At 35.8% G+C, this 26,726-nt stretch carries 26 protein-coding genes and 1 other RNA gene; 18 read left to right on the forward strand and 9 right to left on the reverse strand.

Annotation, left to right across the window (positions count from 1 at the left end; genetic code table 11):
• Nucleotides 1-30: 30 nt before the first annotated feature.
• Nucleotides 31-633 (reverse strand): UPF0149 family protein, encoded by a 603-nt coding sequence (locus CWS31_RS11915; protein ID WP_101342564.1) that lies wholly within the window; start codon nt 631-633, stop codon nt 31-33.
• A gap of 248 nt (nt 634-881) precedes the next feature.
• Between CWS31_RS11915 and CWS31_RS11920 the strand changes: the two genes are divergently transcribed.
• The 8 genes from CWS31_RS11920 to ruvX all read left to right on the forward strand — a co-directional run bounded on the left by CWS31_RS11920 (nt 882) and on the right by ruvX (nt 7,248).
• Nucleotides 882-1,190: a cell division protein ZapA gene (locus tag CWS31_RS11920; protein WP_101342565.1), complete on the forward strand. Its 309-nt coding sequence runs from the start codon at nt 882-884 to the stop codon at nt 1,188-1,190.
• Between the two features lie 226 nt (nt 1,191-1,416).
• A non-coding RNA gene (gene ssrS / locus CWS31_RS11925) (6S RNA) lies at nt 1,417-1,597 on the forward strand.
• 124 nt (nt 1,598-1,721) lie between these two features.
• A complete protein-coding gene (murI, locus tag CWS31_RS11930; protein ID WP_246143499.1) occupies nt 1,722-2,564 on the forward strand; it encodes a glutamate racemase in 843 nt (280 codons plus the stop codon).
• A 216-nt stretch (nt 2,565-2,780) separates the two neighbouring features.
• Nucleotides 2,781-3,968: a methionine adenosyltransferase gene (metK, locus tag CWS31_RS11935; RefSeq protein WP_101342566.1), complete on the forward strand. Its 1,188-nt coding sequence runs from the start codon at nt 2,781-2,783 to the stop codon at nt 3,966-3,968.
• A gap of 251 nt (nt 3,969-4,219) precedes the next feature.
• A complete protein-coding gene (rsmE, locus tag CWS31_RS11940; protein ID WP_101342567.1) occupies nt 4,220-4,954 on the forward strand; it encodes a 16S rRNA (uracil(1498)-N(3))-methyltransferase in 735 nt (244 codons plus the stop codon).
• 79 nt (nt 4,955-5,033) lie between these two features.
• A complete protein-coding gene (gshB, locus tag CWS31_RS11945; protein ID WP_101342568.1) occupies nt 5,034-5,996 on the forward strand; it encodes a glutathione synthase in 963 nt (320 codons plus the stop codon).
• A gap of 110 nt (nt 5,997-6,106) precedes the next feature.
• Nucleotides 6,107-6,727, forward strand: a complete 621-nt coding sequence (locus CWS31_RS11950; RefSeq protein ID WP_101342601.1) for a YqgE/AlgH family protein — start codon at nt 6,107-6,109, stop codon at nt 6,725-6,727.
• A gap of 74 nt (nt 6,728-6,801) precedes the next feature.
• Nucleotides 6,802-7,248: a Holliday junction resolvase RuvX gene (ruvX, locus tag CWS31_RS11955; protein WP_101342569.1), complete on the forward strand. Its 447-nt coding sequence runs from the start codon at nt 6,802-6,804 to the stop codon at nt 7,246-7,248.
• A 235-nt stretch (nt 7,249-7,483) separates the two neighbouring features.
• Here the strand turns inward: ruvX and CWS31_RS11965 are convergent, their stop codons facing one another.
• Nucleotides 7,484-8,416, reverse strand: coding sequence for a peptidoglycan DD-metalloendopeptidase family protein (locus tag CWS31_RS11965; protein WP_101342570.1), 933 nt, complete (start codon nt 8,414-8,416; stop codon nt 7,484-7,486).
• Between the two features lie 198 nt (nt 8,417-8,614).
• Between CWS31_RS11965 and CWS31_RS11970 the strand changes: the two genes are divergently transcribed.
• From CWS31_RS11970 to lysA, 4 genes are all read left to right on the forward strand, one after another.
• Nucleotides 8,615-9,067, forward strand: coding sequence for a DUF4124 domain-containing protein (locus CWS31_RS11970; RefSeq protein WP_101342571.1), 453 nt, complete (start codon nt 8,615-8,617; stop codon nt 9,065-9,067).
• A 60-nt stretch (nt 9,068-9,127) separates the two neighbouring features.
• Nucleotides 9,128-9,808, forward strand: a complete 681-nt coding sequence (locus CWS31_RS11975; protein ID WP_101342572.1) for a DUF2982 domain-containing protein — start codon at nt 9,128-9,130, stop codon at nt 9,806-9,808.
• Between the two features lie 165 nt (nt 9,809-9,973).
• On the forward strand, nt 9,974-10,495 hold the full coding sequence (locus CWS31_RS11980) for an NADPH-dependent FMN reductase (RefSeq protein ID WP_101342573.1): 522 nt from the start codon (nt 9,974-9,976) through the stop codon (nt 10,493-10,495).
• Nucleotides 10,496-10,853: 358 nt separating this feature from the next.
• Nucleotides 10,854-12,131, forward strand: coding sequence for a diaminopimelate decarboxylase (gene lysA, locus CWS31_RS11985; protein ID WP_101342574.1), 1,278 nt, complete (start codon nt 10,854-10,856; stop codon nt 12,129-12,131).
• A gap of 128 nt (nt 12,132-12,259) precedes the next feature.
• On the opposite strand, the gene CWS31_RS11990 is transcribed toward lysA, so the two are convergent.
• Nucleotides 12,260-12,919 carry a DsbA family oxidoreductase gene (locus CWS31_RS11990; RefSeq protein ID WP_101342575.1) on the reverse strand — a complete coding sequence of 220 codons (660 nt, stop codon included), beginning with the start codon at nt 12,917-12,919 and terminating at the stop codon, nt 12,260-12,262.
• Between the two features lie 346 nt (nt 12,920-13,265).
• Between CWS31_RS11990 and CWS31_RS11995 the strand changes: the two genes are divergently transcribed.
• From CWS31_RS11995 to CWS31_RS12020, 6 genes are all read left to right on the forward strand, one after another.
• Nucleotides 13,266-14,066 (forward strand): DUF481 domain-containing protein, encoded by an 801-nt coding sequence (locus CWS31_RS11995; protein ID WP_101342576.1) that lies wholly within the window; start codon nt 13,266-13,268, stop codon nt 14,064-14,066.
• Between the two features lie 669 nt (nt 14,067-14,735).
• Nucleotides 14,736-15,683 carry a LysR family transcriptional regulator gene (locus CWS31_RS12000; protein WP_101342577.1) on the forward strand — a complete coding sequence of 316 codons (948 nt, stop codon included), beginning with the start codon at nt 14,736-14,738 and terminating at the stop codon, nt 15,681-15,683.
• Between the two features lie 6 nt (nt 15,684-15,689).
• Nucleotides 15,690-16,070: a CidA/LrgA family protein gene (locus CWS31_RS12005; RefSeq protein WP_101342578.1), complete on the forward strand. Its 381-nt coding sequence runs from the start codon at nt 15,690-15,692 to the stop codon at nt 16,068-16,070.
• The gene (locus CWS31_RS12010; RefSeq protein ID WP_101342579.1) at nt 16,063-16,785 is read left to right on the forward strand and encodes an LrgB family protein; all 723 of its coding nucleotides are present in this window, start codon (nt 16,063-16,065) and stop codon (nt 16,783-16,785) included. Before CWS31_RS12005 ends, CWS31_RS12010 begins: the two co-directional genes overlap by 8 nt.
• 122 nt (nt 16,786-16,907) lie before the next feature.
• Complete coding sequence (pheA, locus tag CWS31_RS12015) at nt 16,908-18,083, forward strand: prephenate dehydratase (RefSeq protein ID WP_101342580.1); 1,176 nt, start codon at nt 16,908-16,910, stop codon at nt 18,081-18,083.
• Nucleotides 18,084-18,314: 231 nt separating this feature from the next.
• Nucleotides 18,315-18,923 (forward strand): GspH/FimT family pseudopilin, encoded by a 609-nt coding sequence (locus tag CWS31_RS12020; RefSeq protein ID WP_101342581.1) that lies wholly within the window; start codon nt 18,315-18,317, stop codon nt 18,921-18,923.
• A 217-nt stretch (nt 18,924-19,140) separates the two neighbouring features.
• Here CWS31_RS12020 and CWS31_RS12025 read toward each other — a convergent pair whose 3' ends face one another.
• The 6 genes from CWS31_RS12025 to ispH all read right to left on the reverse strand — a co-directional run bounded on the left by CWS31_RS12025 (nt 19,141) and on the right by ispH (nt 26,400).
• The gene (locus CWS31_RS12025; protein WP_425457529.1) at nt 19,141-19,530 is read right to left on the reverse strand and encodes a type IV pilin protein; all 390 of its coding nucleotides are present in this window, start codon (nt 19,528-19,530) and stop codon (nt 19,141-19,143) included.
• Between the two features lie 93 nt (nt 19,531-19,623).
• A complete protein-coding gene (locus tag CWS31_RS12030; RefSeq protein WP_101342582.1) occupies nt 19,624-22,695 on the reverse strand; it encodes a pilus assembly protein in 3,072 nt (1,023 codons plus the stop codon).
• A gap of 65 nt (nt 22,696-22,760) precedes the next feature.
• The gene (locus CWS31_RS12035; RefSeq protein WP_148747761.1) at nt 22,761-23,303 is read right to left on the reverse strand and encodes a pilus assembly PilX family protein; all 543 of its coding nucleotides are present in this window, start codon (nt 23,301-23,303) and stop codon (nt 22,761-22,763) included.
• Complete coding sequence (locus CWS31_RS12040; RefSeq protein ID WP_101342583.1) at nt 23,297-24,307, reverse strand: PilW family protein; 1,011 nt, start codon at nt 24,305-24,307, stop codon at nt 23,297-23,299. Before CWS31_RS12040 ends, CWS31_RS12035 begins: the two co-directional genes overlap by 7 nt.
• 43 nt (nt 24,308-24,350) lie before the next feature.
• Nucleotides 24,351-24,938: a type IV pilus modification protein PilV gene (gene pilV, locus CWS31_RS12045; RefSeq protein WP_101342584.1), complete on the reverse strand. Its 588-nt coding sequence runs from the start codon at nt 24,936-24,938 to the stop codon at nt 24,351-24,353.
• Nucleotides 24,939-25,470: 532 nt separating this feature from the next.
• Nucleotides 25,471-26,400 (reverse strand): 4-hydroxy-3-methylbut-2-enyl diphosphate reductase, encoded by a 930-nt coding sequence (gene ispH / locus CWS31_RS12050; RefSeq protein WP_101342585.1) that lies wholly within the window; start codon nt 26,398-26,400, stop codon nt 25,471-25,473.
• Nucleotides 26,401-26,726: the final 326 nt, after the last annotated feature.

Consider the following 26,726-nt stretch of genomic DNA (forward strand, 5'->3'; position numbering starts at 1 on the left):
GCAATTAAGAACAAAAATCAAGCTCTGCATTTAATGAAGAATTTTAGCGACAGTATTGTTACCTTCTCGATTAGGTGGTGTCGCTAATTCGCTAAAACATAATAACGCTGAAATTCGAACATATTCACCAATTTCAAAGTAAGCTTGCTCAGTATCTTCATCTTCTTCCATTTCATCAGACAAGTTAGCAATTTCGCCAAAATCGGTCAGTACTTCTTTTACTTCTTCCGATAAAACAGGGTTATCTTTTTGCTGTAAGCCAAAACCTAAATTAAAACCTTGTACCCACATACTTAACGCATGACCTCGCTCGGCGATAGAGTCATCGTCGTCAGGCAACAACAGGTTAAAACTGTAAGTATCATCTAAAATGCTACTCCATAACTCACTAAACATTTGCTTAAGTGCTGTTTTTACCGCGCTAGGAAAGCTGTCGCCCTCATTGAATAAATCGTTGAGCATGGCAAGGTAACCTTGATCTTCAAATTCAAACCCCGCACAAACTAAACCTGTTAATACACCATGCAATTCACTGGCATGACACTCAACACTTTCGCTCGTTAAAATAGCCTGCAGAGTGGCAAAGTCTATTACATTATGGTTTGAGTCTTTCTTTGAACTTTTATCAGTCATGGTTACTTTTCTATTATATTACGGGGAATTATAAGTAATGGTATCACCGCGGAAAATCACAGAAAAGGAAAATAACTTAAAAGCCTGTTCAAATATTAAAAAGATCGTTACAACTTAACTTTGATCTTATTGACATTACTTGCATTGATCGCTTGCATCAAACGCATTGCATCGTTATCATTGAAATAATGGATTGAAAATAGCTACATGACGCCTATATTATTAATATACCTTGGAATTTTTTATAAATGTCGCAACGCACCGTAGAAATCAACATAGTTGATCGCAAGCTAAAAGTAGCTTGCCCAATAGGGCAAGAAACTGCCTTATTAACGGCAGCGCAAGAACTAAGTGATCGTTTAAAAAAAGTATCTGCAAGTAAAGTTATTAGTACTCCTGAGCAAACGCTATTAATGACTGCATTAAATCTAGCTAATGATTTAATAACAACACAGCAGCAATTAAAAGTTGAACAACAAGAAAACGAGAGAACAATCGCACTTTTGCAATCAACTATTGAGCAAGCACTTTCCCCTTCTCGTAAAAAAAGAGCATAACCTGCTCAGCTACTGAGTCTGTATGATGAATTCGGATAGTAAAGAATTCGAAACGATAACTTCCCTCCCTTAATCTAAATTCTAAAGTTATAAAGTTGAATAAATTAAAGTTAAGCTGTTGGATAAAGCAGTTTAAAAATAAAACATAACGAATAATTACTCAGCACTTAACCATATTTTATAAAAAAAACCTTAATAGCGTAGCCATTTTTAGCTATACTTACTTTGTCTTCTGGGGTGTTTGTGTGCGAACTATGTCCCTGAGCCGATAAGTTTTACCTTAGGGAATTGATTGATAGCTATTGTGCAAGCCCGGCTCGTATCGGGAAGCCTACGGTTAACATGATAATCCCGCCCTGAACACACGGTGTTCAGGACTATGTAAGCTGCGGCACCTTGGAAGCGTTAATTTATTTCTTAAAACCTAATTATCATTGATAATCCCGTACATCCTGCCTCAAATCATTAATCCTTTAATTAAGTTTGCTTTATCACTATTAAAGGCAATACAATTTATTCACTACATTTATATTGCTTGGCTCTAACATCATCAATTCGCAAACAAACATTTATAATTCAGCCCCTATCGGTATTTTTGACTCTGGCGTTGGTGGGCTTTCTATTGCCAAGTGCATTAGTGAACAATTGCCTCATGAAAATATTATTTATATTGCTGATAGTTTGTATGCGCCTTATGGCGAAAAGTCGGTTGATTTTATTGTTGAGCGAGTCAATATTATCGCCCAGCAATTAATTAACAAAGGTGTTAAAGCTATTGTTATTGCGTGTAATACCGCAACAGTAAACGCCATTGAGCAACTTCGCTCACAGGTTAATATTCCGATTATTGGCGTTGAGCCTGCAATTAAACCGGCAGCCTTACAAAGTATCACTAAAAAGATAGCAGTGTTAGCAACCCAAGCGACTAGCGAAAATCAACGTTTTAAAGATTTAATAGCCTTACACCATAATGGCGCACAAGTTATTATTCAACCCTGCCCTGGTTTAGTCGAATTTATAGAACAAGGTCAACAAAATAGCGCGGCTTGTATTAGTTTATTACAACAATATCTTGAGCCACTAATTACACTAGATATTGATACCTTGGTTTTAGGCTGTACCCATTACCCTTTTGTACAACATCAAATACGTAATATTGTTGGTAATAACATCACTATTATTGAAACAACCGTGCCCGTAACTCAGCAATTAATTAAAAAACTAAACGAAAATAATTTGAACGCAGATCCCTGCCAACAGGGAGAACATTACTTTTTTAGTACACTTGAAAAGCAGCAACAAAATATTTTATTTAGCCAACTTTGGCAGAATGAAATACAAGTATCACCTTTATCCATCAATAAAAATCAGTAAACATCAGAAAAATCCTCAATAAATCAGGCAATGAAGTACTCGGTAAATAACAATACACCTAACGTTAAAAATTAGAGACGTTTAGCCGTCTAGGCGTAAAAACAGTAGAAAATGTTTTTTAACCCGTGTAGAATTGCCTTATTATTTTTTGTACAGATTTGCACTTTATTACTTAAAGTACAGCACAAAGTACAACTCAATTTTTTCTGAGGATTTATGTCTAGACACTTTTTTACTTCCGAGTCTGTTTCTGAAGGTCATCCTGATAAAATAGCCGATCAAATTTCTGATGCGGTATTAGATGCCATCATCGCTGTAGATAAAAATGCCCGTGTTGCCTGTGAAACTATGGTTAAAACCGGTGTTGCTATTATTTCTGGTGAAGTTTCAACTGATGCTTGGGTTGATTTAGAAACAATTACTCGTAACGTGATCAGTGACATTGGTTATACCTCATCTGATGTAGGTTTTGATGGTGCAACTTGTGGCATTATGAACTTAATTGGTCAGCAGTCACCTGAAATCGCACAAGGCGTTGACCGCACTAAACCAGAAGATCAAGGCGCAGGCGATCAAGGCTTAATGTTTGGTTATGCAACCAATGAAACCCCAACATTAATGCCAGCACCACTTTACTACTCGCATCGTTTAGTTGAGCGTCAAGCTGAAGCACGTAAATCAGGTGTTTTACCTTGGTTACGTCCTGATGCTAAATCACAAGTAACTTTTATCTATGAAGATAACAAGCCAGTAGCAATTGATACTGTTGTACTTTCTACTCAGCATAACCCTGAAATCAAACAAGAAGATTTAATTGATGCGGTAATGGAAAACATTATTAAGCATGTATTACCTGAAGAATTATTAACTGCTGATACTAAATACCACATCAACCCAACGGGTCGTTTTGTTATTGGTGGTCCGGTAGGCGATTGTGGTTTAACTGGTCGTAAGATTATTGTTGATACTTACGGCGGCATGGCTCGTCATGGTGGTGGTGCTTTCTCAGGTAAAGATCCATCAAAAGTCGATCGTAGTGCTGCTTACGCAGGTCGTTATGTTGCTAAAAACATTGTTGCCGCAGGTCTTGCTGATCGTTGTGAAATTCAGGTGTCTTATGCTATTGGTGTTGCAGAGCCTACGTCTATTTCAATTGATACTTTTGGTACAGGTAAAGTAACTGAAGAGCGTTTAGTTGAGCTAGTACGTGAACACTTTGATTTACGTCCTTATGGCATCACTAAAATGTTAGATCTTTTACACCCTATGTATCAACAAACAGCAGCATACGGTCACTTTGGTCGCGAACCATTTGAAATGACTGTTGGTGATGATACTTTCACAGCATTTAGCTGGGAAAAAACAGATAAAGCAGACGATTTACGTATTGCTGCCGGTATTTAAGTTCACTGTACCTTATTTCAAGGTCCTTAATTCACGGCATAATGTTCATTAAGTTATTGAACAGATAAAACCAGTATATTGATCAAATATACTGGTTTTTTTATAGTTTATTATTAATAAAATTGGTTTTATTAATCACTTCAAAACACTTAAAAATTAACGCCTAATAACTTTATCCATCCTTTCATTGTTTTTTTACTCTACTGCCCTTACTTTATATAGATAATTATATTCACCTTTAAGCTCTTTTTATGCGTAACCCTAGGATTTTTCAAGCTGGTCAATTGATAGTTGATGAAACAATAACTTTAGCCGATGATGCTTTTGGCCATGTCGTAAGAGTTTTACGCCTTAATGAAGGTGATGCTATTACCATTTTTAATGGTGAAGAGCCCTTTCAATACACGGCAGAACTTTGTAATGTAAATAAGAAGTCGGCTGATATTAAAATAACCTCACAGCAGGAAAATAACAGCGAATCCCCATTGAACATTCATTTAGGACAAGGTATTTCGCGTGGCGATAGAATGGATTTTACCCTACAAAAGTCTGTTGAATTGGGCGTAAATACTATAACACCATTATTTACTGAGCGTTGTGGGGTAAAATTAAATGCCGAACGACTTGAGAAAAAGCGCCAGCAATGGCAAAAGATTGTGATCAGCGCCTGTGAGCAAAGCGGCCGTGCCATTGTGCCTGTTGTTGCAGAGCCTATGTTACTAAATGATTGGTTAATACAACAAACTACCGCCCTAAAGATTAATTTACACCCTAAAGCACAACATTCCATTATGAGTTTACCGATGCAAAACAATCGCGTTAGATTACTCATTGGCCCAGAAGGTGGCTTAACCGACGATGAAATAGCAAAAGCGAATGAAAATAACTTTCAAGATGTGCTATTAGGTCCTAGAGTATTACGTACCGAAACAGCAGCATTAACGGCAATTACCGCATTGCAATGTAAGTATGGTGACCTGCAATAAACTTTTTAACAGTTTTGACACCACAATATTAAACGCTTTCAACGACAGTGTTTATAACTAACACTGAACAGGATAAATAATGACAATAAATAAAGTAATTAAACTAGGCATAGTAATGGACCCGATCTCAAAAGTTAAGGTCGCTAAAGATTCATCCATGGCAATGATGTTTGAAGCTCAAAAACGTGGTTACGAACTTTATTACATGGAAATGAAAGACTTATACTTAGAGCAAGGTCAGTGTCGCGCTACTACACAAAGAGTAAAGGTGTTTGACGATAGCGAACATTGGTATGAATTGTCAGATCCTCAAGATATTGCGGTAAGTGAATTAGACGCAGTACTAATGCGTAAAGATCCGCCTTTTGACACCGAATTTATTTACGCTACTTACATGCTTGAGCGTGCTGAAGTAGAAGGCACTTTAATTGTAAATAAACCACAAAGCTTACGTGATTGTAATGAGAAATTATTTACTGCATGGTTTAGCGAGTTTACACCAAAAACTTTAGTAACACGCAGCAGCGATAAAATTCGTCAGTTTCATCAGTCAAATAAAGATGTCATTATTAAACCACTTGATGGTATGGGTGGCGCTTCAATTTTCCGTATTAAAGAAAATGATGCTAATGTTGGCGTAATTATCGAAACCTTAACCAATCATGGCGAGCAATATGCCATGGTACAAGAATTTATGCCGCAAATAGCCGATGGCGACAAACGCATACTGATTGTTAATGGTGAGCCAATGCCTTACTGCTTAGCGCGTATACCAGCACAAGGCGAAACTCGCGGTAATTTAGCGGCTGGTGGACGTGGTGTTGCCCAACCTCTTAGTGTAAGTGATAAAGCGATTGCTGATGCAATTGCTCCCGAATTGAAAAAACGTGGGCTATACTTTGTAGGCTTGGATGTAATTGGCGATAAAGTGACAGAAATTAATGTCACTAGCCCTACTTGTATTCGTGAAATTGAAGCAGCTTATCCAATTAACATTAGCGGTAAGTTAATGGATGCTATAGAAGATAACATAAAAAAATAAGGGTAAATAATATGACAAAATCACCCAAAACAGATCTAACTAAAACTTCAGAAACAAAAACGCAATTGCCACCAACGGCAACGACTTTGAATATTGATGATCCGTTAATGATGCAAAGCTTAGAAAATCAATTTTTAATCGCTATGCCTTCATTGGGTGATCCCTACTTCAATAAAACGGTGACTTATATTTGTGAGCATAATGAAGAAGGCGCTATGGGCTTAATCATTAACTTACCTGTTAATATCACTTTGTCTGATTTACTAAAACAAATTGAACCTGACGATGTAGAAGAGTCTGCCGCTGTCGAAGATTCACTGACTACTGATAGCAGCCTAATTGAAAGTAAACTTGATATTACCAACAGCTTGGAACAATTAGTATTAACTGGCGGTCCTATTGCTAAACAACGTGGCTTTGTTTTACATAGTTCGCAAAAAGGTTGGGCTAGCTCTTTGTCATTAAGTGATGAATTAATGATCACCACATCAAAAGATATTTTAATGGCTTTGGGCACTGAAAAAGCCCCTAAAGACTTTGTCGTAACCCTAGGTTATGCTGGTTGGGGGCCTGGTCAATTAGAACAAGAATTACAAGAAAACTCATGGTTAACAACGCCCGCTGATATTGAAATATTATTCAATACACCAATAGAACAACGTTGGAAAAAAGCCACTGAAAAATTAGGTATTGATTTAGCACATTTATCTTCTGAAATTGGCCATGCATAACAGCATGGCTATATTGTGTTGCTCCCAATTAATTATTAAAAGCAATAGCTTAGCTATTGCTCTGAAGGAAGAAAATGTCAACAACAACCAAAACGCCGATTGGCCAACGTACTGTAATCGGATTCGATTTTGGTAAAAAGTATATTGGCGTAGCTGTCGGACAAGAAATGACGGGTAGTGCAACACCACTTGGCTCAGTTAAAGCAAATGATGGTATTCCTCATTGGGATAATCTAGCTAAATTCTTAACCGAATGGCAGCCTGATTTTATCGTTATTGGTTTACCGTTAAATATGGATGGTAGTGAGCAACAACTTACTTTAGATGCCAAGAAGTTTGGTAATCGTGTACATGGTCGCTTTGGCATTAAAATAGAGTTTCAAGATGAACGTTTAACCACTGCCGACGCTAAAGCACAGCTATTTGAACGTGGCGGCTTTAAGAACTTGAAAAAAGATAATATTGATGCGGAATCTGCACGCTTAATTATCGAAAGTTATTTTGAACAACAATATTCCTAGTTATCAGTCTTTTAACCATTCTATTTTTAGATGAGCTTACCTCAGTAGTTACCCTACAAAATAGTAGTGAATTTTATTAGGTTAATACGCGGTGTTGTATTACGAGATGTCGCAGTAGTAGATATGTGTTTTGATATGCTTTGGTTGATAGGTTTTACTTGTTTTGGCTTATTTGTGGCAGCTTTATCATTTAAAAAGACACTAGATTAATTTAAATATAATTTGCTGTTATTTTTTACGGCTGCGTTGAGCCAATAATATACATTGCGCGTTTAGGTGTAAACACTAAACCTTTCGTGTCAATAAACGTGAACGGAATTGAAATATTCTTCAAACCGGCATTACGAATGATTGAAAAGTGTAAATGTGGACCCGTTGAAAAACCTGACGATCCTGAGCGAGCCAATTTATCGCCAATCGCGACTTTATCACCTTCTTTTACGATAGCTGTATCCATTAAAATATGCGCATAAGATGCAATTGTACCGTCATCGTGTAAAACCATAATGACATTGGCTTTATCTAAAAAGTATTGCGTTGTTCCGCTCATATGATAATCATCTTTTACCCGAACAACAGTACCTGCGCGTACAGCTGTTATATAAGTACCAACATCCATCGCAATATCAATTGCATATTTACTGTAATCACTTTTATGCGAAAACTTGCCATTGAAACCTTGTGTTATACGATGTCCCTTAGGTGATGAAAATGGCGGAAAGTAGTTATAATCATCAATATTCGTGGCAGGATCTCCCATTATCCAGCGAGAGTTTAGCTTACCCGCTTTATTTTTAAGGGAAAATAACCGCTCATCGCCCTTTGCTGCTATAACTTTATTAGTCGTAATTTTTGTTTCAGGATTTAAAATTTCAATTTCAATTGGAGCATAAAGTTTGTTTTGCACATGTAAGTCAAAACCTTCGCTATTTTTAACGTAATAAAGTCTAACATTACTGACTGATTTTTTATTTTTACTATAGCCTAGTGTTTCAAATGTTTGTTCTGTTTCAGGCGGTTTATCGCTAAAAGCCCAATGTCCGTTAGCATCTTTATATTTATATAATTGCCCCGCGATGCTTATATTACTATGCGCAATTGATATAACTAACGCTATTCTTAGTGTTATTATTAGTGATGATGAGAACGAGAATGCAAGCCGACTCATTAGTAAACACAATCCATGCATTTAAACCTTCCAGTAAAATCTTTAATAATATAAATAATTAATCATATCAAGCTGCCACATGCTAATAAAGCTGTGTTAATATTTATACAAATAAAGAGTTATTTTTCGATAATACATTTAACAAAATAATAAACAAAATAATGAACTCAAAACTATTAAGATATAAGGGAATATATAATGATTTGCTCTAAAAACGTAAAACTATTAAGTTGTGTTTTATTATTCACAACGAGTATTTTATCATTTAATTTACAAGCTGAAATTTATACTTGGATAGATAAAGATGGCACGGTGAATTACAGTGATAAACCTATCAGCGAAGAAAATGTAGTTGAATTGCAACCTATTGAAACCCCTAACTTGTCTGATGCTGTTGATCCCAACAGTGAATGGGAACAAGAGTTTCAAAAAGAACAACAAGCCAAAAAAGAGCAAGCCATTAATAAAGCACAAAGTGCACAAGAAAAAGAAACTTACTGTAATAACTTAAAAAGTGACTTAGCAATTTATCAACAAGGCGGACGTATTTATACAATGCAGCCGGACGGAACACGTGTCTACCAAGATCAAAGTGAAATGAATGCTAAAACGAAAGAGTTAACAAAACTTCTTAAACAAAAGTGCAGCTAAGCCACTGCAACTAATTTTTTGATAAAATAAGCAATCTCCTCCAGCACTATAGAGGTAAGGATGAATACAGAATTACCTTTCATAAATATTAAAGCGCAGAGTAATCATCATGCGATTTTTTTAATGCTAACGGCTGTATTTGTTACTTTTACCACTTTAGCTTTCAGCCAGGGTCATTGGCTACAATTTAAATTAGTGCTTATTTTTATTTATCTATCCGCATTAGTGGTATTTATTACCGGTTTAGCTAAGTATCTTGAGCCAATATACAGTTTACGTTTAAGCCCTAAAGGTATTTATTATCACCATAGATATGGCCGGTGGCAGCTTGACTGGCAACAAATTCAACGTATCGCATTAATGAATGAAACCTATGGTTTAACACAAGTTCAGCCGCCATACATTGCGATACGTTTACTCGATCTTAGCGTGCTGCCAAATCAAATATCTCCACGTTTAGCTAATCGGCTTATTCATGAACAAAGACCTTTAATAGCGCTTGCTATAAGACTGGATTATTTAACCTTGGAGCAAAGCCAACTTAATTTTGATCCTTATATATTACCGTCAGGTGAGGTTTTAAAAGGACCAATTGCGGCTTTTATGCATCATACGACACTATTACATAGTGCTCTGGGTTATCATTTGTTTTTACCTCAAACCGCACTGGATCGAGAACTCAATGAGTTCTGCTCACTACTAATAAAATGTAAGCAGTATTCGGTACAGTACAATGAATAAAACGCGAAGACTTCAATAAAAATAATATCGGTGAAGGTAAATTACAGCACTTTTTTCACATTTATATTACGCTATGACGTTATCAGCTTTGTAAGCCCCACGAAGTAACAACTCGAATATCAAGAAAACAATCATCATATTTATAAACATTTAGGAATTAACATTATGAAAATATTAGCCTTTGGAGCTAGCAGTAGTTCGAAATCAATCAATAAACAATTAGCGACTTACGCAGCTTCATTAGCTTTGGATGCGGTGGTAGAAATATTAGATATTAACGATTATGAAATGCCAATATTTAGTGAAGATAAAGAACAAGAAATTGGTCAACCTGAGGCGGCAAAAAACTTTTATGCCAAACTAGGTCAGACCGATGCGATTATTATATCTTTTGCGGAGCATAATGGTTCATACACAGCCGCTTATAAAAATTTATTTGATTGGACTTCACGTATAGATATGAAGTTATTTCAAAATAAACCAGTGGTTTTTCTTGCCACATCGCCAGGTCCTGGCGGGGCAAAATCGGTTTTAGGAGCTGCTACTGCCTCAGCACCTTATTTTGCTGCTGATGTTAAAGCCAGTATTTCGATTCCTAATTTCTTTGAAAATTTTGATCGCGAAAAGCAAGAAGTAACTAACCCTGAGTTAGTTAAACAGTTAAAAGCCGCTGTTGCCTTACTTTAGTTCCTTTATTTATCTGTTTAGTTATCGTGTTTCTTAATATGCTTAAATATCGTATTTACAGCACATTTTTACTCGCTAATAATTCATTTACAAACGGTTAAGCTGTTTAACCGTTTTTATTAACCAACTTCATTGTCACTATTGGGGCATGACCAGGCATGACCGTGAAAATTAATATTCAGTGAAGGTTGTATTAATAATTTCCTCAGTGCTCCCTTGAGTCTGACTTAAAGTTAACATTTACTGTAAATTCTTGAATTACCCCTTTAATCAGCCTTTAAAATGATTCCTTGAATAGTCTCTTAAGTTAGCATAAATTTACCTACAATCTATTAGCCATAAACCCAATGATAACTCTATGACACCAACTAGCTACTTCCCGCATAAAAATAACCAAATGTTTGTTGAAGATATTGCTGTTAGTGATATTGCCAAACAGGTGCAAACGCCTTTTTATTGTTATTCACATAGAGCTATTACTACTAGCTTTGACGATTACCGAATGGCTTTTAGCGATCAAGATGCTTTAATTTGTTATGCGGTAAAAGCCAATAGCAACCAAGCTGTACTCACTACATTGGCAAAATTAGGCTCTGGTGCTGATGTTGTTTCTATGGGTGAAATAAAACGAGCAATCTTAGCTGGTATTCCCGCCAATAAAATTGTCTATTCTGGTGTGGCTAAAACCGAAGAAGAAATCAACTATGCACTTTCTTTAGGTATTTTTCAGTTTAACGTTGAGTCAGAGCCTGAATTAGGCCTCATTTCAAAAGTAGCTACCGAACTTAATAAAACTGCCGCTATTGCTTTTCGTATTAATCCAAATGTTTGCGCCCAAACCCATGAGAAAATATCGACCGGAAAAGCCGAAAACAAATTTGGTGTACCTATTTCAAAGGCACGATTAGCTTATCAACAAGCAGCATTATTACCAGGTATAAAAGTACAAGGTGTGGACGTACATATAGGTTCACAATTAACTAGCTTGGCACCTTTTGAAGAAGCATATCAACATATTGCCCAATTAGTAGAAGAGTTGAGAGCGGATGGTCATGATATCAATGTAATAGATGTTGGTGGTGGCTTGGGTGTAACATATGCTGATGAAATTATTCCTAGTAAACTAACTTACGCCCAAATGGTTAATGCTCAACTTGGCCATCTCAATTGCAAAATTATCATTGAACCCGGTCGCTCATTATTAGCCAACGCAGGTATTCTAGTTTCCAGTGTGGTTTTTGTTAAAAGTGGTGAAGAACGTGAATTTTTAATTATTGATGCAGGTATGAACGATTTGATCAGGCCGAGCATGTACGATGCTTATCATCAGATAATTGCGGTAGATACCAGTACAGCTAATGCTGATAGCAAGACTTTAAAAACTTATGATATTGTGGGCCCTGTGTGTGAGACAGGTGATACCTTTGCAAAAGCAAGGCAAGTCCATGAGGCTAAAACCGGTGACTTAATGGCCATTATGAGTAGTGGCGCTTATGGTTCAGTAATGTCATCTACTTATAATACGCGTATGTTAGCACCTGAAGTGATGGTAAAAGGCTGTGATTTTTCACTCGTGAGAATACGCCCAAGCTATGAAGATGTAATAAAACAAGACATAACACCAGACTGGTTATAATTCCCCCCCCCTTTTTTAAAAGCTCTCTGATTATACGAACCCAGAGTTAACAATTAAGCTATTGAGTATTAAAGAATAAAGAAGTTAATACTCAATATTAATACATTACCAATTAACAAGTATATCGCTTAACACCAACTAGCTTCATTACTTGGTGACTTTAACTGCTCTTCAATATTTGCTAGCAATACCCTATAACCTACGTTGCCATAAAGCACCTGTCTACCGTTATCAATAATGTAGGTTGGGCTTCCCTTTAACGATTGCGCTTTAGCTTGCTGATAATCAGCCATTAATGCCGCCATTGCAGTACCATCATTTAATGCTGCTTTTACACTATCAACGTCGAAACCAGCCTGTGCTATCAGTTCAAATAAAACATCAAGTTGGCTAATTTCTTTCGCATCAATAAAAAATGCTTTACGAATGATTAAAGCCATTTCAATGCCAGCATCTTCACCTTGAGTTAAGGCTAGCCCTTTTAAAACAAGATGTGGATTGGCTGATGACTTGGGTCTCACAGTTTCCCACAGTAACGAATTAACCGGTGCGTCAGGGTATTCTTGCGCTGAATGTTGTACATGCTTAGCAAAACCAGAGAAACCACCTTTTTCTTGCCACTGTGTAGGTATTTTATGACTCGCATCACCAAAAACATCCAGATAACGATAACGCACCTCAATTTTATCGGCTAATACTTTATTTAATTCATCAATCCGTCGCTGAGCTATCCATGCCCATACACACAAAACATCACTGTAATACTCTATGATTATCGGTTGTGTCATCTTATTACCTTATTATTTAAATCAAATATTTATAGCGTTAGATTATCAGTTATTACACTTTAAAGAATAATTAAAGTAGACATAAATACGATTATTTGAATCCAATATTTGTAAAGCTCTTAACTTGTAACGTCTATTTTTAGTACGTAAATTGTTAATATTATGCTGAATAATGACCATGATGGTATCTATAATGTAATAGTTTACAAAGTTTTTATATTTACACTTAGTTACACGTAGTTTCACGTTGGCTACAAACTAAAAATTTGATAAGATCGCACACAATATTAGACCTTCAACATTGAAAAACATTCAAACTTTATATTATTTATTTTTAAGGATAAACATGAAATCTAAATTAGCTATTGCAGCGCTTATATTATTACCCGTGTCTGGCCAATACGCCATGGCTGAAGAAGCTACTCCTGTAGAAGAACCATCATTAACTTTTTCTGCTGAATTAGGCTTTTTATTTCAAACTGGTGATAACAGAAGCGGTGATATTAAATTAGGTCTTAGTATGGATCATAAAAATGGTAAGTGGTTAAACTTATTAAATTTTAATGCCCTTGCTAAAAAAAGTGAGCAAGAAGACGCTGTTACTGGTGAAGAAGTTTATGAAAGTACTGAAAACAAGTGGAACATTAACGGTCAGACAAACTATTCAATAGGTGAAGAAGGTAAAAATTATCTTTACGGTAGTGCTTATTACGAGCAAGATAAATTCAGCAGCTTTAATTACCAAACATCTGCCTCTATCGGTTGGGGTCGTCATTGGATAGATAATGAAAAAACTTCATTTTTTGCCGATATCGGTCCGGGTATAAAATATGATGAATTGCGTGCTGATCCTACAGCAACTCCTGTAATTGAGGAGCACGGCGAAAGCGCGGTAATTTTACAAGCGCAAGCATTATACAAACATAAGTTAAATGAATATGTTGAATTTAAGCAATACTTTATAGTAAAACAAGCATTTGAAGACGACCAAAACAGTATTTACAAATCAGAAACAGCATTAACAGCTAAATTGATTGATGCATTACAATTTAAATTCAGTTTCCGTGTTGATTACGACACAGAAGTTGAAGAAGGTTATGAAAACACTAATACTGAAACAGCTGTAACTTTACTATATAGCTTCTAATTGTTTCTTTTAAATTACTTTTTTGAACATTTTATGTTCAATTTAAAATAATACAAGGGTCTGTTGAACTTTCGAGATTACTTTTACAGCAACTTGTTTGGTATTTAAACAAGGCAGAGTATGTGACGTGTAGCTAGCTACTCGTCACATACAATAACCTAGTATAAATTTCAAACAAGTGCTGGCCTTTAGGGTTCATTTAAAACAAATTTACTTATTGTTACTCGCTTTTTTAATAGAATGACTATGATACAAAGCTCGCGCCGCGATTAAATCAGTTCTAAATTGAATAAATTTTAACCCTGAAAGATCAACAGACCCTAAAGTAATTACCTAAAAAAAAATTTTAAAAAGCCTGATTATTTAATCATTTAAATAATCAGGCTTTTTTCACCTTCTAAAATTCTAATCCTCGTTTAGCTGACAAACTCTACCTTTAAATCAGAGAGATTTACCGCCGCTCGTAAGATTACTCATGACTTATCTATTCTTAAATTGTATAATGACATTACACATCATTCATAATATGAATGAAATTATAAGCGTATTTGACTTGTTATACGATTTTTAACAATTATCATAAGATTTCTTATTTTAGCTGTTCATTGACATGTATTAATCTAACTTATATTTATCTACCTTATCCCCACTCATAGAGTCATTAACAGCATGAATATTTCTAAAATTGATTTGAATTTACTTGTTTATTTAGATGTATTATTAAGAGAAAAAAATGTTACTCGGGCAGCTAACCAACTTAACATCACTCAACCAGCAATGAGTAACGGTTTAAAGCGTTTGCGTACCCTTTTTAATGACCCTATATTAGTCCGTACATCTGACGGCATGGTACCAACAGAACGGGCACGCTCGCTTGCACCGAGTATTGGTAAAATATTGCTCGAACTAGAAGAAGCATTACAAGGTGAAGAAGAGTTTAACGAATTAAATAGTCACCGTGTGTTTAGAGTAATGGCCAGTGATTATGCAGCATCAACCTTAATTCCAACCTTATTAAAAGCGATCAATAAAGTTGCTCCTAATGTAACTTTAGACATAATGACACCGAGTGATGTTACCTTTCATGATGTTGAAGCTGGAAAAATAGATATGGCAATCAACCGATTTGATGAATTGCCACAATCTTTCCACCAAAAAACTATTTGGCGCGATACTTTTTCTTGTTTATTAAGTGCTGAAAGCCCATTGGTGAAGAAATTCAACTTAAATGCTTATTTAAGCGCTAAACATGTTTGGGTTTCAAAAACAGGTTTTGGTGTTGGTGTTGGTATGGATCCAAAAGATTTTCAAAAGCTAGGCTGGGTTGATGAAGCCCTAGCCCGTTTAGGTAAAAAACGAGACATAAAAGTATTTACTCGTAATTATCATGTTGCCATGCAGTTAGCTTATGAAGACAATTTAATTGCAACTCTGCCAACCAAAGCAGCTCTTTTACATAGAAATGACAATAATTACACTATTGTGAAACCACCTTTTGATATCCCAGGCATAGAATTAAAAATGATTTGGAGCCCTTTACTCCATCATGATGCCAGCCATATTTGGTTTAGACAGTTAGTTGTTGCCGCCGCAGAAAAATGCCAGATTAACATGTAACTCACTATGACAAATTTGTTTTACACTCTTTTTGCCATCAGCATAAGTTTATTATTGGGTAAGCTTGCTAATTATTTGTTAGCTGGTTTACCTGCTAGTTTATATGGAATGATCTTTTATGCTGTGTTTCTACAGCTTAATTGGCTGAGCGCAGATAGGGTTGCCGTAACAAACCAGTGGCTAATTCGACATATGGGTGTTTGCTTTGTACCAGCAGCAATAGGAATAATCAACCATTTTCAATTATTACAACAACATGGCCTAGCATTAGTAGGTATAATTTTCAGTACCACGTTTATTCTAATAACCTTTATAGGCTTACTCAGCGAACGTTTTTTAATTAAGTCTGTCACCGAAACCTCCGACATGAGGGCTGATAATGATTAATAACTTCCTTATCAATTACCCCGTTTTGTCGGCAATATTCATTTGTTTCATTTCAATATCTATCTATCAATTAGCAGCTAATCTACAGCAAAAATGGCTATCTATATGGTTAAACCCCATGTTAATAACTATTTTAATATTGGTACCAGTACTAGTGTTACTTGATATTAATTATCAACAATACAGTCAAGCTACGTATGTTTTAAATATGATGTTAGAGCCAGCGATTGTGGCCTTAGGCTATCCGCTTTATCAACAATTTAGGCAGATACGATTTCATTGGCGAGAGATTATTTCAATTTTAGCGTTAGGAGTAGTAGTGGTGATCAGTATTAGTTTTTTCATGGCAATAATATTGATTAAAGCCCCTGAAATTGCAATAGCCCTATCATTAAAATCAGTAACAACGCCGATAGGCATCACCTTAACCGATCAACTTACAGGCGATAGCTCAATTACTGCATTCGCTATTATGCTTGCCGGGTTATTTGGCGGCTTACTTGGTCCAACTTGGCTTAACTTTATTGGTGTAACATCGTCAAAGGCTCAAGGTTTAGCTGTAGGGAGTGCGAGCCATGTTATTGGTACAGCAGTATTAGTAAGAATTAGCGCAGAGCATGGTGCTTATAGCTCTGTGGCATTGATTATATCAGCACTACTGACGGCATTAATAAGTCCTTGGTTAGTGCCATTATTACAACAAGTATTAATTTAACGTTAAAATAAAGCGTTAAAATGTCTAAAGAATAGTTGGCAAAATTTTGTTAAGCTAGCTAGAGTAACGTCTTCAAGAAATATCAATAACAAAGATATCAACAAAATATATAAGGTACACCCGTGAGCGAAAAGTTAGATTTAAACGAAATCCGCAAAGAAATAACGCTTTTAGATCAAGATTTATTAGCTTTATTCGCCAAGCGTCGAGCATTAACACTTAATGTGGCAAAGAGTAAAGTACAACAAATTCGCCCTATTCGTGATCAACAACGTGAACAAGAGTTGTTAATCCGTTTAATTAAGCACGGTAAAACACTTGGTTTAGACGCTCACTACGTTACCAATATATTTCAAACAATAATTGAAGACTCAGTGTTAAATCAACAAGCTTATTTACAAAGCTTAGCGAACCCTAACATTCAATCACCTATGGTCAGTGTTGCATTTTTAGGGGACAAAGGATCTTATAGTTACCTTGCTAGTCATCGCTATTTCTCACGTCGTGCAGAAAAAATTATTGAATCAGGCTGTCAAAGCTTTGCTGAAATTTTACAACAAGTAGAGTCAGGTCAAGTTGACTACGGTATGCTACCCATTGAAAATACAAGCTCTGGTGGTATTAACGAGGTCTACGACCTAATACAGCACACTAGTTTATCTATTGTTGGTGAAATTACCCAACCGATTAAACATTGTTTACTCACTGCGGTGAATACCAGCTTAGATAAAATTAAAACCATCTATGCACATGGTCAACCTTTCGCTCAATGTAGTAACTTTCTTGATAAACAAAAAGATATCCGTATTGAATACTGCGACAGTACAGCAGACGCAATGGCACAAGTAGCAGAGTTACAAGATGCTACCGTGGCAGTAATCGGCAGTGAAGAAGGTGGTCATTTATACAAGTTGCACGCATTAGAACAATCTATCGCTAATCAAAAAGAAAATCATACCCGTTTCATTTTAGTTGCCCGTAAAGCAGTAGAAGTTGCAGAGCAGATACCCGCTAAAACTGCGATCATTTTAGCTACAGATCAAAAAGCTGGTGCGTTAGTTGAGTGCTTATTAGTGCTAAAAGAAAAAGGTATTAACATGTGTAAGCTTGAGTCGCGCCCTATTCAAGGACGCCCTTGGGAGGAAATGTTTTACATTGATGTAGAAGCCAATTTAACAAGTTTCGCGCTGCAAGAAGCCATTAGTGAAATGTCACCCTACACAAACTTTATTAAAGTGTTAGGTTGTTATCCTATTGAGCATATTACGCCAACGAGTGTGCCGAGTAGTGAACTGTAGATAAAAGCATACCTGTTCGCTTAACGATACATTAATAAATAGCTTACTAATATATAGCTTAATTTTATGTATCGTTAGGCCAAGCTAAATTCCTTTAAATTTGATTTAAACAATGTAATCAAGTCTTGAATTCAAGTGATGACTTTTAACTCCCTTCAAACCTTGCTAGCCTAACAACAATAAAAATGTTATAAATAATGTCATAGCATTACATTGTAATTTAGGCCGTTCATGGTGAATAAAAACAACTTATCGTCTCCCCTTTACCAATTCTCTAAGGGCTTTAATAAAGGCTTTACTTTAATCGAGCTTATGGTAACTATTTCTATTGCGGGTATTATAGCGGCAATAGCTTTGCCAAATTTAAATGTTTTTTTAGTTGATACTCGTGTAGAAAATCAACTCAGTGAAGTCCATCGTTTGCTGATCACAGCAAGAAATACTGCAATTAATACGGGTTTAAATACAACTGTGTGTCCTTTAGATACAAGCACAATGACTTGTACTAATGATTGGGAAGGTGAGATTTCAGTATTTACTAACAGCTCAGACACAACTAATAAGCTTGATGATAACGATATACTTATAAAAACCAAAGAAGCTATAGATAACAGTGATGTATTTAAAATATCTAACAATGGTGCGATAGTATATGCAGCGACAGGCAGAACAATTAACGCAACGGCAAATAAATTTACCTATTGCCCTAAAGATTATGCAGAAAAGTCAAATGGGATTGATATATCGACTTCAGGAAGAACTTACATAGGCACATTAAACTCATCAAACAAATATGTTGATAGAAATAGTGCTGCTTTTACTTGTGTAGTTAGCCCTTAATTGGTTTACATCGACGTTATAATACACACGAAAACATAAAAATTACCTATGAAGAATTAACCTCTAACGAAATACTCTAACGACATAATAGCACTCAAGGTATATATTCCCTTCCCCCCCCTTTCCTCTTATATTTAATTACTTCTAAAAATAAAACCTATGAACTTTACGTTAATAGGTTTTATTAAATCACTACAGGGTTATAAAAGTAGGATACTTAATCCCAGCAACCTTCAGGTCCCTTTTGTCCGGCTTGATTAATAGTTAACGGGGCACAACCACTATCATTGGTTGCCTGAGCACCTTTAGGGGTAGCATTTATAACAAAAGTAACTCCGTCTGCCGATGCAACTTCAATTTCATAATGACCATGTGCAGTATCAATTTTAGTATAACTCTCGCCTAATTTTTTCAAGTCTTTCGTATACGTTCGATAATCGACAAAGTATTGCTCTTGTAAATTAGCAAAGCGTAATAGTTCACCTTGTCCTTCTGTTCGATTTGAACTCGTGACATATTCTGTATAAGAAGGATATGCAATAGAAGCTAAAATACCTACAATCCCTACAGTGATCATTACCTCAACTAAAGTAAAACCAAATTGCATTTTGTTAACTTTTTTATTCAAAGCTTTTCCCTGTTGTTTATCATCCGAACTTATCATTCGCTTTAATTTTACCATTACTACTATCCCGCCTTTTTAGTTTTCTGGAATGGTTAAAGATGTTCTCATAGTCTGTAAAGAAAAACCTACAGGGAGTACTTCCTTGCCAACGATAAGATTACCCTCTGTTTCAGATATAGTTTCATCATCAACTATAGTCTCAACTGTGGTAGAAATTAATGTAGGGGCTCCTAGAAATTGACTACCAATGTGTTTAATTCTATCACCGCGGTTATCTGCATCATCACCCCAATCAAACTTTTGAATACCTTGTGCTAGGTCAAGGGCATACAACCAGGCATTACCAGGTTGAACAGAGCAGGTTGTTTCTGATTCAGGCACATAACTAGTAAAATAAACAACATTATTAAGCACAATAGCTTGAGCCGTGTTTTTTTCACCATCTAACGCTAAATCAAAATACCAACCAGATTGTTGACTCGCCACTAATAAATCGGCCTGCTGCTTAGCTGTTAATATAGGGTAACCTTCAAAAGGATTATCGCTATAATCATATAATTTACTTAACGTAATAGGATATTCAGCAGGTGCAGTAGTAAAAGTTTGAGTTTTTATGTATCGATCTTTAAGCATAAAAAACTTATCATTAGTTTCACTACTCAACGGATCGCTTTTATCACCACTGCCTAATAAAATAGCATCATAGGGGATTTCTTGTTTTATAACATTAGGCTCAGATGTTGTTCCAACGTCATAGGTTTCTAAAAGATAAGTTCTGACAATCGTTGGTTGATTAAAAAAGCGTATATCATCACTGTGTGATGTACCAGAAAAGTTTGCAAGTTCAGTAAGTGATACATTAGCAACAGTAGCGTCAGGTATATCTACGCGCCAAACTCTACCCCCTGTATCCCCGACATAAAGTCTATCAACTAAACCATCGCTATCACTATCTAAAGTTGCAACGGATGCAGCAATACCATTCTTTTTATCTGTATCAACTTTAAGTAAACGTTTACCGGTTGTAGCGCTTACCATATATATTGATGCGCCCGCAGTGTCATCATGCGCATTAATGGTGTTTGCATCCTTCTTAGTATCATCGTAACCACCACCAAAAACAACGACTAACTTATCTGTTTCAGTAGTATTTAGTGCTGACTTCACAACTTGCGGTGTTGAGAATGTTAAACCTAACTCACTAAAGTCATCTGTATTTTTTATATGCCACATTAACTTGGGGGCATCAGGGCTAGTTATATCAAGTGCGTAATAGCTACTACCTCCTCGTCTAAGCCCAAAAAACAACCAAGCCGTGTCGGTTTCATCAACAATTCCATTTTTATTTTTGTCATTAATATGAAGAGTTATTTCTCCATCTATACCGTAAACCTTATTACCTACAGTAATCTCATCATTACGTAATTTTTTAATGTTACTATAAAACTCTTGTGGTAAATATGCCCAACTTTCAACTACCTCTGTGTCACTTTTATCTTCAAACATATGCAACACACCGGCATTAGTACCAATAACAATACGCGAATTACCGGTACCATAATTAACCACTATAGGTTTAGAGTGCAATGGGTCACCAAAAACATCAGGTCTAATAGTTGGTATAATGTTATCGACCTTAACATTATCAACATTTATACCCATAGCCCATTTGATGTGATTTGTTACATCTGTAGTATTTGTAACATCAAATGTAGTTTTTAATCGTTCTTCATCACCAGCATACTTGCTTATTATGTCGCTGGGTTTATCAAATGCAACCAGAGGTTTATCTGCACCATCAATATCATGAAAAAACTTTCTATTAGCTGTGTCTGTAGCTCTTAACATTTCAGCAACACCGCCTTTATCAACCTCATTACCATCAACAGTATCAGACCAAAAGCTTTTTGCGTCTTGTTTAAATTCTCCATTATTATCAATAGCTGCTTTAGACAATGCGTCTACCTGCACACCGTTGCGTATTTTATATTTTTTAATATTACCTTGCCATCTTGCAGCTGTTGTTGGTTCAAACACACCATAATACACAGAGTCTAATGTTTGAGTACGATCAAAACTATTTGCAGATACGGAAGCAGACGTTAAGGTTCGGCTATCAAGTACGATTTTAACCACAGCTTGCAATGCTGTTTTTAAAGCTTCAGCATCAGAAGCTTGATGATACTTACCACCTGCCGGAACAGTATGATAGCCACTTTTTTCTTGTTCTACTTCACCATGACGCGCTGTTTTTTTTAGCAATTCAACAACACTAGTATTTTCATTAATATTACCAAAGCCTACGGTATGAATTGACACACTTCCTAACACCCCACTCTTTAGCGAGTTACTAATGCTAGTATTAGCATCAGTTTTATCATCATTATCAACTCCATTTAGCTTGGTCCAATTTCGAGTTCCCATCCAGCTCCCTAATGCAGCTAAAAAGCTATTCGCAACTTTATCACTATTTTTAGCTCCCGTTAGGTTTTTAACCCTATTATTAGCATCGGTATCATTTGTCGCTTCTCCATCAGTAATATATATAATGGTAACAGTTTTATCACACTTTATATTTTTGAAAGGGCTAGTATATTTACCTGTAGTTACAATACTAAGTGGCGTGTTTGTATTTTGAATACCATAATAGACATCACCACCGGAAAGATAACGATAGGTTTCATAAAGGTTTTCACACAAGGGGGTATGAGATTCTCTTAGTAGGGTATAGTTATTATTTGTATTATCGGTATCATTATCTAAAAGGTCGATTAAAGCAGTTTTATTTGCGGCTACACTTAAATCTTTGAAACCAGAAATAATTCGCCCACCATTTCTATTATTTTGGTTGTTATTATTAAAAATCTGTAAGGCAAAATCCACCTCTGGGTTATCGTTAATCAAATCAATAATAATCTCTCGTGCAACGTGGGACCTTGTATTCGGCGTATTAACACTCCTTAAGCTACTTGGTACAGATGTATTATCTGCATAATTATCAGACATAGAGCCTGAGTTATCTAAAATGATAAGCACTGTAGGTCGAGGTGTAGTATCGCTGTCATTTTTAATATATAAGTCAATATCATCACTTAAGGACTGATTCGACCACGCCATTAAGAGCATTACTAATAAATATTTTTTCATGATTAGTCCTTAACTTTAATACTTAATACGCATGATTATTTAATAATCTCGTAGATATAATATGTCTAATTTTTTAATAACTGTTGCGCTATTGTGGCATCGACGACAACATTGCTTGTGTTACTTTTTCCATACAAGCGCGTTGCTTGAATTTGAAAAACATTGCATTCAATAACTCCCGTAGATGAAGCTACCCTGGCTCGAGGACAGGGAGATTCATCAAATGTAAGGTTATTAATTACATCTGCACTTGCTTGTGCTTTTGTAGTTGTGTCTGTTGGTAACAAGTCAGCTGTTTTGTATGTCGACATTGGTTTTAAACCTTTTGTAAACAGGTTATTGGCTCCAGCCCCTCTTTGTGTATCAATTATTTCATCAATCGCACTTATTGCGGCTTGCGTAGCAACTAACTTTTCAGTGCTAGCACCCGTCATTTTCATATCACTTGTCGTATTTTGCATTAATGCCGCGGCAACGCCAGTTAACGCAACAAGAAAAACTAAAGAGACAATTAGTACAACACCTTTTTGTTTAGATAAAACAGCTGAGTCTAATGAGTTTTTAGGTAATATTTGTTGCTTAAACAATATTTTATTTTTTATTACCATGTGTCTATCTCCGCATTAAATAGGGTAACCGTTGAGCTAAGTAGTAATCGCCGAAAATTATCATCTGGTGTATAAGGTGCTTGATCTCCTAAAACATAGGTATTTTCATTTTTGTATTTATCATCCGGTAAAATACTTCTTGCCAAAACATAAACTTTTACAGCCAATATACGGCTATTAGTATTATCCCACTGAGCTGCGGTCATATTTTCGGCTGAAATATAGGAATTAATCACACCAAAACCTGGTTGAGACGGATCGACCTGGTTACTCACTCCATACATAAAGTATATTCGTTCAATACCATCAACTACGGGCTCATTTATCATCTGGGTTGTTAAACGCCATTTCATGAGAACAGGAACCCCTGCTCTTACATAATAAATATGATGCTGATATTGCCAAATCCTACTATTTTTAATTACTGGAGCTACAGCAACACCAACTGTAGGTATTTTATAAATAGCCGCTTCATCAACATTTGAAATGAAATAAGAAAAACCTACAGGTGGGGATGGTGGCGTCGCATCTGTTGTATTAAAAGGGTTTGAAATTACTCGTTTAAATTGTATAACATCAGAATTAGCTGCAGCATCACCAATACAACTTATAGCAGTAACCCCGGTAGGAGAAGACGTTTCTCCCCATAGCGTTCTAAATTGTCCTGTCGCTAAGGGGTAAGTACCATTATTTGTTCCTTCACCAATACACTCAACACCTGCACTTACTGGAATTACTCCATTCAGATTACTAGCATTGATTGAGCCACTGTAATCTCCCCAAAAGTTTTGTTGCATTAAGTCATCGGTTATTAAGCTAATAGCAAAACGTGCATTTTCTTGTAATTCACCATAGTTTGAGGTTTCTTTAACTGTACTTTGCATGCCAATAAAAACACTTGAAACACCAGCTAAAATGACAACACCAACTGATAAAGAAAGTATTAACTCTAATAAGGTAAAGCCATGTTGATTATTTTTATATTTTTTAAAGCTACTTTTCATATTAACCGCACCATTTAGGCATTTAAAACTACTGTTCTATTGATTATAAAATAAAGGCATTTACAACTACTTGTCGACGTTTATTATTGTCTCCATCTTCAGCACCTGAAGAGCCACAGTTAGCTACACCTGTCCCAGAACTGCCACCATCAGCAAGTTCTGTTTTTCCTTGCCAAGAAACAACAACTGTCACCCTATTTCCAACTACATTAATACATCCAACACCGTTAACTAAACCGCCTACATCAGTGCCATTTACACCACCACTCTTAGTGCTAGTTCCAATTAAAGCTTGTTCCCATTCATAAACATCATACGATGCTATCTGAGTTGGAGTACAGGCAGCTGAACAATCTTGTTCAGCTGCATTACCTGCGCCAAATGGACTACCGACCTGATATAGAGCTAAATTATTAGAACTATTACCACGCATACGTTCTACAATGTCTTGCGCTAAACTGGAAGCAAGTGAACGTTGCATAGAGTCAAAGCTGCTTTTTTTGGCCACCGCTTGTAATGCTACAGCCCCTAATATACCTGTAACTAATATCACAACCGCAATCAAGACTTCCAAAAAAGTCATACCGCGTTGTTTACGTTTTAATTGGTGTAACGTTGAAATTTTATTCATATTAAATCCAGGTACCGCATATATTCATCTTGCTCAAATTGAGATGATGTAAAAACTTGTTTTTGAATAAAGAAGTAAAAAATTATGGAGTATTGGAAAGTGTAATGTCGCGGGGTAAAAAACCTAAACATTTTAAACAGATGAGTATGGAGAGATAGAGAGACTTTGAATAATCTCTCTATATTTTTATTATATTTTGATTGCATAATTACCACTCTACCATTCGCATGGTCAAAAATTAATTATACGGATGTACAAACGTGCACAAGCCAATACAACTCATTAGAGTAGTTTTAATACTTCATTATTATTTTTTTAAATGCGTACAGTGACTACTCACGGTTTATAATCAATAAGCTATAACTGCACCATTCATCTAATTATTCGTCTAAAATAAGTAGCATAAAAACCAGTATAGATTACGAGTTCGAAATACAAAAACCGACAACTGTACATTAACACTATGCACAATACATTTGCAACAAAGTGTTAACATAACAAGTTTATTTAACTTTTTTATAATAGATTAAGACTAGCGTAATTCTACAGGTACTGCAAATACGATATTCTCTTCTTTTCCAGGATGTTCGATAACCTCATGGCCACCATAGTTTTTTAATGCTTCAACAACTTGTTTTATTAATACAGCTGGTGCTGATGCTCCTGCTGTAACGCCAACCTTTTCTACTCCAATTAACCATTTTGCTTCAATATTTTCAGCAGTATCAATCAAATAAGAAGTCACACCAATTTTACTGGCTAATTCTTTTAAACGATTAGAGTTTGAGCTGTTTTTTGCTCCTACAACTAGCATTAAATCAACTTTATCAGCTATTTCACGTACAGCATCTTGTCTGTTTTGAGTCGCATAACAAATATCATCTTTACGAGGGCCTTCAATCATCGGAAATTTTGCTTGAAGGGCTTCGATGACTTCCATCGTATCATCTACCGACAATGTCGTTTGACTACAGAAGTAGAGTTTCTCTGGGTTTTTAACTACTAAATTTGCAACATCTTCTGGTGATTCAACTAAATAAATACCGGCTGATTCGCTACTGTATTGCCCCATTGTACCTTCAACCTCTGGGTGTCCGGCATGGCCAATGAGAATACATTCAATATTTTTACGACTAATACGAGATACTTCCATATGTACTTTAGTCACTAATGGGCATGTTGCATCAAAAACTTTTAACGCCCTATTTTTTGCTTTTTCTCTGACCGCCTTAGATACGCCATGCGCACTAAAGATAACTGTATTGTCATCTGGCACTTCATCAAGCTCATCAACAAAGATTGCCCCTCGCTCTTTTAAGCCATCAACAACAAATTTATTGTGTACCACTTCATGACGAACATAGATAGGCGCGCCAAATAAATCTAAAGCACGTTCAACAATACTAATAGCCCGATCAACACCCGCACAAAAACCACGAGGGTTTGCTAAAATAATTTCCATACCTTTCCTTCAATTAAGCGATAACATAAACAAGGCTTTATTATATCAATGAAATTCATTAATTATATATATTTTAACAGATGACACTTTATGCTTTGTGCTTTAATTGTCAATTGAATCTTATACAAGTGATAATTTACAGCCTTTAAAACAGATAGTTACTATTGCAATTCTACTAAAATTTAGATATTTCACTCCATAAAATCATAGTTTTACGTATAAGTAGATAGTGATGATGCGGATAATTCGTAGTTGTAAAACAAAAAAGGGAGAACATTGAAAAATGTCCCCCCTAAAGTAAGCTATTAATTTTCGTGTTTTTACAA

The organism is Colwellia echini (assembly GCF_002843355.2).
Lineage (GTDB): Bacteria > Pseudomonadota > Gammaproteobacteria > Enterobacterales > Alteromonadaceae > Colwellia > Colwellia echini.

What these genes read in the sequence shown, in the direction of transcription:
- CWS31_RS11975 (WP_101342572.1), top strand. Translation starts at nt 9,128, where the DNA reads ATGAATACAGAATTACCTTTCATAAATATTAAAGCGCAGAGTAATCAT.
- CWS31_RS12035 (WP_148747761.1), bottom strand. Translation starts at nt 23,303, where the DNA reads ATGGTAATAAAAAATAAAATATTGTTTAAGCAACAAATATTACCTAAA.
- ruvX (WP_101342569.1), top strand. Translation starts at nt 6,802, where the DNA reads ATGTCAACAACAACCAAAACGCCGATTGGCCAACGTACTGTAATCGGA.
- CWS31_RS11990 (WP_101342575.1), bottom strand. Translation starts at nt 12,919, where the DNA reads ATGACACAACCGATAATCATAGAGTATTACAGTGATGTTTTGTGTGTA.
- metK (WP_101342566.1), top strand. Translation starts at nt 2,781, where the DNA reads ATGTCTAGACACTTTTTTACTTCCGAGTCTGTTTCTGAAGGTCATCCT.
- pilV (WP_101342584.1), bottom strand. Translation starts at nt 24,938, where the DNA reads ATGAATAAAATTTCAACGTTACACCAATTAAAACGTAAACAACGCGGT.
- gshB (WP_101342568.1), top strand. Translation starts at nt 5,034, where the DNA reads ATGACAATAAATAAAGTAATTAAACTAGGCATAGTAATGGACCCGATC.
- CWS31_RS11965 (WP_101342570.1), bottom strand. Translation starts at nt 8,416, where the DNA reads ATGAGTCGGCTTGCATTCTCGTTCTCATCATCACTAATAATAACACTA.
- CWS31_RS12000 (WP_101342577.1), top strand. Translation starts at nt 14,736, where the DNA reads ATGAATATTTCTAAAATTGATTTGAATTTACTTGTTTATTTAGATGTA.
- CWS31_RS12030 (WP_101342582.1), bottom strand. Translation starts at nt 22,695, where the DNA reads ATGAAAAAATATTTATTAGTAATGCTCTTAATGGCGTGGTCGAATCAG.
- lysA (WP_101342574.1), top strand. Translation starts at nt 10,854, where the DNA reads ATGACACCAACTAGCTACTTCCCGCATAAAAATAACCAAATGTTTGTT.
- CWS31_RS11950 (WP_101342601.1), top strand. Translation starts at nt 6,107, where the DNA reads ATGCAAAGCTTAGAAAATCAATTTTTAATCGCTATGCCTTCATTGGGT.
- rsmE (WP_101342567.1), top strand. Translation starts at nt 4,220, where the DNA reads ATGCGTAACCCTAGGATTTTTCAAGCTGGTCAATTGATAGTTGATGAA.
- CWS31_RS12040 (WP_101342583.1), bottom strand. Translation starts at nt 24,307, where the DNA reads ATGAAAAGTAGCTTTAAAAAATATAAAAATAATCAACATGGCTTTACC.
- CWS31_RS12020 (WP_101342581.1), top strand. Translation starts at nt 18,315, where the DNA reads ATGGTGAATAAAAACAACTTATCGTCTCCCCTTTACCAATTCTCTAAG.
- CWS31_RS12005 (WP_101342578.1), top strand. Translation starts at nt 15,690, where the DNA reads ATGACAAATTTGTTTTACACTCTTTTTGCCATCAGCATAAGTTTATTA.
- CWS31_RS11970 (WP_101342571.1), top strand. Translation starts at nt 8,615, where the DNA reads ATGATTTGCTCTAAAAACGTAAAACTATTAAGTTGTGTTTTATTATTC.
- CWS31_RS12010 (WP_101342579.1), top strand. Translation starts at nt 16,063, where the DNA reads ATGATTAATAACTTCCTTATCAATTACCCCGTTTTGTCGGCAATATTC.
- ispH (WP_101342585.1), bottom strand. Translation starts at nt 26,400, where the DNA reads ATGGAAATTATTTTAGCAAACCCTCGTGGTTTTTGTGCGGGTGTTGAT.
- CWS31_RS12025 (WP_425457529.1), bottom strand. Translation starts at nt 19,530, where the DNA reads ATGCAATTTGGTTTTACTTTAGTTGAGGTAATGATCACTGTAGGGATT.
- CWS31_RS11995 (WP_101342576.1), top strand. Translation starts at nt 13,266, where the DNA reads ATGAAATCTAAATTAGCTATTGCAGCGCTTATATTATTACCCGTGTCT.
- CWS31_RS11920 (WP_101342565.1), top strand. Translation starts at nt 882, where the DNA reads ATGTCGCAACGCACCGTAGAAATCAACATAGTTGATCGCAAGCTAAAA.
- CWS31_RS11915 (WP_101342564.1), bottom strand. Translation starts at nt 633, where the DNA reads ATGACTGATAAAAGTTCAAAGAAAGACTCAAACCATAATGTAATAGAC.
- CWS31_RS11980 (WP_101342573.1), top strand. Translation starts at nt 9,974, where the DNA reads ATGAAAATATTAGCCTTTGGAGCTAGCAGTAGTTCGAAATCAATCAAT.